This window comes from Pantoea sp. CTOTU49201 (assembly GCF_032054795.1).
Taxonomy (GTDB): Bacteria; Pseudomonadota; Gammaproteobacteria; order Enterobacterales; family Enterobacteriaceae; genus Pantoea; species Pantoea symbiotica.
Window position 1 is genome coordinate 1 of record NZ_DAMBSA010000335.1, and the last position, 5,220, is coordinate 5,220.

General features: G+C 54.1%; 8 protein-coding genes. 1 reads left to right on the forward strand and 7 read right to left on the reverse strand.

The window, feature by feature from the left end; genetic code table 11:
* From RTY00_RS19240 to RTY00_RS19265, 6 genes are all read right to left on the reverse strand, one after another.
* On the reverse strand, nucleotides 1-361 hold a 361-nt coding region (locus RTY00_RS19240), incomplete at its 3' end, for an ATP-binding cassette domain-containing protein (protein WP_312665575.1).
* A 114-nt stretch (nucleotides 362-475) separates the two neighbouring features.
* Nucleotides 476-1,585, reverse strand: coding sequence for a spermidine/putrescine ABC transporter substrate-binding protein PotF (potF, locus tag RTY00_RS19245; RefSeq protein ID WP_312665570.1), 1,110 nt, complete (start codon nucleotides 1,583-1,585; stop codon nucleotides 476-478).
* A gap of 372 nt (nucleotides 1,586-1,957) precedes the next feature.
* Nucleotides 1,958-2,437, reverse strand: coding sequence for a YbjN domain-containing protein (locus tag RTY00_RS19250; RefSeq protein WP_008102469.1), 480 nt, complete (start codon nucleotides 2,435-2,437; stop codon nucleotides 1,958-1,960).
* 87 nt (nucleotides 2,438-2,524) lie between these two features.
* Nucleotides 2,525-3,427, reverse strand: coding sequence for a 30S ribosomal protein S6--L-glutamate ligase (gene rimK, locus RTY00_RS19255; RefSeq protein WP_061717177.1), 903 nt, complete (start codon nucleotides 3,425-3,427; stop codon nucleotides 2,525-2,527).
* 17 nt (nucleotides 3,428-3,444) lie between these two features.
* Nucleotides 3,445-4,167 carry an oxygen-insensitive NADPH nitroreductase gene (gene nfsA, locus RTY00_RS19260; RefSeq protein ID WP_312665572.1) on the reverse strand — a complete coding sequence of 241 codons (723 nt, stop codon included), beginning with the start codon at nucleotides 4,165-4,167 and terminating at the stop codon, nucleotides 3,445-3,447.
* A 16-nt stretch (nucleotides 4,168-4,183) separates the two neighbouring features.
* Complete coding sequence (locus tag RTY00_RS19265) at nucleotides 4,184-4,435, reverse strand: DUF1418 family protein (protein WP_008102474.1); 252 nt, start codon at nucleotides 4,433-4,435, stop codon at nucleotides 4,184-4,186.
* A 169-nt stretch (nucleotides 4,436-4,604) separates the two neighbouring features.
* Between RTY00_RS19265 and RTY00_RS19270 the strand changes: the two genes are divergently transcribed.
* A complete protein-coding gene (locus tag RTY00_RS19270; RefSeq protein ID WP_007887673.1) occupies nucleotides 4,605-4,868 on the forward strand; it encodes a GrxA family glutaredoxin in 264 nt (87 codons plus the stop codon).
* A 33-nt stretch (nucleotides 4,869-4,901) separates the two neighbouring features.
* Here RTY00_RS19270 and ybjM read toward each other — a convergent pair.
* The coding region (gene ybjM, locus RTY00_RS19275; protein ID WP_312665574.1) for an inner membrane protein YbjM at nucleotides 4,902-5,220 on the reverse strand (319 nt) is incomplete at its 5' end.

Consider the following 5,220-nt stretch of genomic DNA (forward strand, 5'->3'; position numbering starts at 1 on the left):
GTTTGTCCTGCTTCAGGCCAAAGGCAATGTTCTGCTCCACCGTCATGTGCGGGAAGAGTGCGTAAGACTGGAACATCATGTTGATTGGGCGCTGATACGGCGGAACATGGGAGAGATCCTGGCCATCCAGCACAATCTGGCCGCTGGTTGGCGGCTCGAATCCCGCCAGCATGCGCAGCAAGGTCGATTTGCCACAGCCGGATGCGCCCAGCAGCGCAAAAATCTCACCTTTATAAATGGTCAGACTGACATCATCTACGGCGTGCTGCCCGTCAAAAGATTTGGTCAGGTTGCGAATTTCCAGCAGCGGCGTCATCGCCTTAGCCGTTTTATTTGGGGGGCGGGGAATCGCGTCGTTCACTAACATTTCTCCGGCGCTAAAATCGCGCGGCACAGCCAGCCGCTAAAAATGGCACAACAGAGGCCATCACTGCGCCTCTGCTGTCGTCTTCAGGCAATAATCGTTCAGAACGAATTACTTACCACTTTTTACTTTAGTCCATGCACGGGTACGCACACGATCCAGTTTCGGATCCTGGACCTTCAGCACAAACAGTTTGGCCATGGCATCCGGCGTTGGGAAGATGCCCGGATTGTTGCGCACGTCCGCATTGATCAGCGGCAGCGAGGCTTTGTTACCGTTGGCATAGTTCATGTTGTTGGAAACATCAGCGATGACTTTTGGATCCATCATGTAATTCAGGAACTGGTAGGCTCCTTCCACATTTTTCGCGTCTTTTGGAATCGCAAACATGTCGAAGAACGCCAGTGCGCCCTGCTTCGGCACGATATAGCCCAGATGCACGCCGTTGTTGGCTTTATCCGCACGATCTTTCGCCTGCAGGATATCGCCCGACCAGCCAATCGCTACGCAGATGTTGCCGTTCGCCAGGTCGTTGATGTACTGCGACGAGTGGAAGTAACGGATGTTTGGACGCAGTTTCAGCAGCAAATCGGTCGCCGCACCAGAGTAATCTTTCGCGTCAGAGCTGTTTGGATCTTTGCCGAGGTAGTTCAGCACGGTAGCGAAGATCTCTTCCGGTGCATCAAGGAAGGAAACGCCACAGCCTTTCAGTTTTTCCAGGTTTTCTGGTTTCAGCACCAGATCCCAGCTATCCAGCGGCACATCTTTGCCCAGTGCGGCTTTCACTTTATCGATGTTGTAGCCGATGCCGGTGGTGCCCCACAGATAAGGAATCGCATATTTGTTACCCGGATCGTGCTGGGCCACTTTCGCCATCAGATCGGGATCGAGGTTTTTGTAGTTCGGCAGCTTGCTCTTATCCAGCTCCTGGAACACGCCCGATTGCAGCTGACGCGCGAGGAAGCTCGACGACGGCACCACCACGTCATAACCGGTGCTACCGGCCATCAGTTTGCCTTCCAACACTTCGTTGGAGTCAAAGACGTCATAAACCACTTTATCGCCGGTCTGCTTTTCGAAGTTCGGCACGGTATCCGCCGCGATATAATCGGACCAGTTATACACATGAACCGTACTACCTTCGGCCTGCGCACCGCCGGCCGCAGCCATCAATGCACCAGCAACCACACCTGACAACCATTTTTTACGTTGGTTGAACATGTTTTACTTCCTCCTGAGCGGGTCATCACAACGCTGCATACACGGCGATCCGGACGTTGCGTTTTCTGTTAAATCACAGGCACACAATGAATCAATATTCAGCGGGAGTTTAATAGCAAAAACCTATACCTGCGCTGAGGTTGCACGTCTCAAGCAGCCCCGCAAGAATAGCCCCCCCGCACCACCTGCACCAGATCCCAGCTTAAAAAACGCCTTTTCGCGATAAGTTATGCATGTTTCTGCTATGGGGTTTGGCGTTAGTGGCATAAAGCACGACTAATATCTGGCAATAAAGGGCAAAGTGCAGAATAAAAATTGGTGGGGCAAAAATGAAAACTGCCGCAAAAAGCGGCAGTTAGCGAGGCGGGGAACTCAGTGCAGCATCGCGTGGCTGCTGGAGCTGGGTTGTCGCTCCTCTTCTTCTTCGACCACCAGCAAGTGGTTAGCAAAGGCTTCCATGATCACCATAGAAACGCCCTCTTCACTCTGCTTCATAAAGTGGGAGAACTGACCGAAGGTTAATCCGGCGCTGGTACTGATCGACTGGCAGACAATCAGCTTCGGCAGATTGTCATCCTGAATATCAACAAAGGCTTTAATGGTGAGCGAGCTGGCGTTGATCTGCGATAAATCGCCTACCAGCGGAATCAGCGCCGTCGGTTTTACTTCTGCCAGCGCGGAGAAGAGGATAACGTTATCCACCAGGTCAATTTTTGCATCAAACACCCCGTCAAAATTCTGCATGTGCGGCAGGTGCAGTGCCTGACAGGCATCGCATTCGAACCAGGTGATATTTTGTTGATCCAGCCAGCGACGCAGCACGTCAATGTCCGGAACGACCAGTGAATCCATCGTAATATCCTGTGGGGTGAAGAAATGAGCGCCTTAGCTTACGGAAAAACCGATCTGGATGCCACGAAAACCGCTGAAAAGCGCGGGTTAGCCGCCGGTTTTAGGACGATAGCCGGGACAAGCGTGCTGCTCAATCCACTTGATCATCATGGTGGCGATATCTAAACCGGTAATGCCCTCAATTCCTTCTAGTCCGGGCGAGGCGTTCACCTCCATAACCAGCGGTCCACGATGGGCGCGCAGGATATCCACGCCAGCCACCTCGAGCCCCAGCGTGCTGGCGGCTTTTACAGCGATATCCCGCTCCTGATCGGTGATGTGCACGGCGCGCGCTTTGCCGCCACGATGCAGATTAGAGCGAAAATCGCCCTCTTTCGCCTCACGCTCAATCGCCGCCACCACTTCATTGCCAATCACCAGGCAGCGAATATCACGTCCTTGCGCCTCCTTAATGAACTCCTGCACCAGAATATGCGCATTGAGGCCTCGAAAAGCGTCGATCACGCTCTCCGCCGCCTGCCGCGTTTCCGCCAGCACCACGCCGATGCCCTGCGTGCCTTCCACTAGTTTCACCACCAGCGGCGCACCGCCCACCATCGCAATCAAATCATCGGTATCATCCGGCGAGGAGGCAAAACCGGTGATCGGCATATCAATGCCTTCACGCGCCAGCAGCTGCAGTGAGCGCAGCTTGTCGCGCGCGCGGGTAATGGCGACTGATTCATTGAGGGGATAGCTGCCACGCACCTCAAACTGGCGCAGCACGGCGGTGCCGTAAAAGGTGGTGGCGGTGCCGATGCGCGGGATCACTGCATCAAAATGCCCAAGCGTCTCGCCGCGATAATGCACCGCCGGTGAATCGGAATTGATGTTCATGTAGCAGGAGAGCGGATCGATGATCTGCACCTGATGACCACGCTCCTCCGCGGCGTCGCGCAGACGCTTACACGAATAGATCGATCCATCGCGGGTGAGAATGGCCATTTTCATTGCAAAGTTCCTTGTGCTTAGCGCGTCGCCCAGCCCTGCTGATGCAGGTAATCCAGAATGAAGGGACGCGTTTCTTTAATAATCAGGCGTTGAATCAGCTGGCTCCAGGTTTCGGAACGCTGGTTGCTATCACGTTGCTGATAATAGGCAGTAATTTGCTCATCGTACTGTGCCAGCACCTTTTTATCGACGGGCTGATAACGATTTTCATGCACCAGCATCGCTTGCGGCATACGTGGCTTGACGTCTGGCGCATCAGCTGGATGACCGACGCAGAAGCCAAACAGCGGCAGCACAAACTTCGGCAGTTCCAGCAGCTCGGTTACTTGAGCGATACTATTACGAATCCCGCCAATGAATACGCCGCCAAGACCCAGCGATTCCGCTGCTACCATGGCATTTTGCGCCATCAGTGCGGTGTCAACACAGCCGAGCAGCAGCTGTTCAGCGCGTCCTAATTGCGCATCCGGGCAGATCTGCTGATGACGATTGAAATCCGCGCAGAACACCCAAAACTCCGCTGCCGCGCTGACCCAAGGTTGGCCGCCGGTGAGCTGTACCAACTGCTCGCGCTTTGCGGGATCGGTAATACGAATAATCGAGGAGCACTGCAAAAAGCTGGAGGTCGAAGCCGCTTGTGCCGCTGCAATAATGGCGCTGCGTTGCGCTTCATCAATGCCTTGTTCAGTAAAAGCGCGAATGGAACGGTGGCTGCACAGTAAATCGATAGTCGGCGTCATAAATCCTCTCCGGTGGTTACTTCTTTTTGTTGGAATGATTGAACAATTGTGGAGCCATCGCCTTCGCCGTGCGCCACATCATCATCCATGCGGCTGGCAGCATCAGCGCGATGCCAAGAAAAAACAGCAGCGTCGCCAGCGGCTTTTTCGCGATGAAGTCAGGTGCGCTCACCCAATCGTTGGTGAGCAACAATGCGCCAATCACGGCAAGCACGCCGAGCACTTCGAGCAGCAACACGGGTTTCGGTAATGTGGCGAGATCACGCATGCGAGGGTTCCTTGGCGTTCAATCAGTTTTAGCGTCTGCATAGGCAGCAGGTATCAGAATAACAGGTAACTTCTTCTTTCATTAAGCAGGATGGGCGGGCATGATGTGACGCATTATTCACGCTGTGATGTGATTCTAGTCACAAAACAGCAGCGGAAGGAGAGAAGCAATGATTGCAGTGATTTTTGGCCGTTCTAGCTGCCCTTACTGCGTACGTGCGAAAGAGTTGGCCGCCAAGCTGACCAGCGAGCGCGACGATTTTAACTATCAGTACGTTGATATTCAGGCCACCGGCATTACTAAAGCCGATCTGGAAGCCCGTGCCGGCAAGCCGGTGACAACCGTGCCGCAGATTTTCCTCGACGATCAGCACATTGGTGGTTACACCGAATTCGCTGCCTGGACCAAAGAAAATCTGGGTATCGAAGCATAAGAGAACGGGCCTGCGGGCCCGTTTTTATTGATGCTATTCGGCACGCATCGCCAGCATAATCCGCAGCAAGCGCACCAGCAGCGCACCACATCCCGCCCAGAACAGCGCACTCAAACTCCAGGCCACAATCAACAAGCCGCTATGCGTCATTGGCACCGCCAGCATCAACCACATCATGCCCAGCAGCGTACCGCCCAGCGCCACCCACAAGGTGCTGATCAGCGGACTTTCCGGCTGCAGTAGCGCCATCAAGCATCCCGGCAGTAAAAAAAGCAGTAATTCTGGCTGTCCGCGCACAGCTTGTTCACTGGCGGCGGCCCAGAAATGATGTGCATAAATAAACACCAGCGTA

What these genes read in the sequence shown, in the direction of transcription:
- potF (WP_312665570.1), bottom strand. Translation starts at nt 1,585, where the DNA reads ATGTTCAACCAACGTAAAAAATGGTTGTCAGGTGTGGTTGCTGGTGCA.
- nfsA (WP_312665572.1), bottom strand. Translation starts at nt 4,167, where the DNA reads ATGACGCCGACTATCGATTTACTGTGCAGCCACCGTTCCATTCGCGCT.
- rimK (WP_061717177.1), bottom strand. Translation starts at nt 3,427, where the DNA reads ATGAAAATGGCCATTCTCACCCGCGATGGATCGATCTATTCGTGTAAG.
- RTY00_RS19265 (WP_008102474.1), bottom strand. Translation starts at nt 4,435, where the DNA reads ATGCGTGATCTCGCCACATTACCGAAACCCGTGTTGCTGCTCGAAGTG.
- RTY00_RS19270 (WP_007887673.1), top strand. Translation starts at nt 4,605, where the DNA reads ATGATTGCAGTGATTTTTGGCCGTTCTAGCTGCCCTTACTGCGTACGT.
- RTY00_RS19250 (WP_008102469.1), bottom strand. Translation starts at nt 2,437, where the DNA reads ATGGATTCACTGGTCGTTCCGGACATTGACGTGCTGCGTCGCTGGCTG.